Raw genomic sequence first — 204 nt, forward strand, 5'->3', positions numbered from 1 at the left:
CCAAACCATATGGTAGTTAATATTACACACGCAAGTTCTATAATGTATCAGATTTCATTTCATACATATAGTATATCATATTGAAGTGTAATACGCAATTATTATTCGAACATATTTTCGCTTTTATTGTATGCCGGTTACGGCATTACTATCAAAGGATGAGAATTATTATACTATTTGCATTGTGCAGATATGCACACTCCT

This window comes from Clostridium sp. AF35-15 (assembly GCF_003477745.1).
Taxonomy (GTDB): domain Bacteria; phylum Bacillota; class Clostridia; order Lachnospirales; family Lachnospiraceae; genus Otoolea; species Otoolea fessa.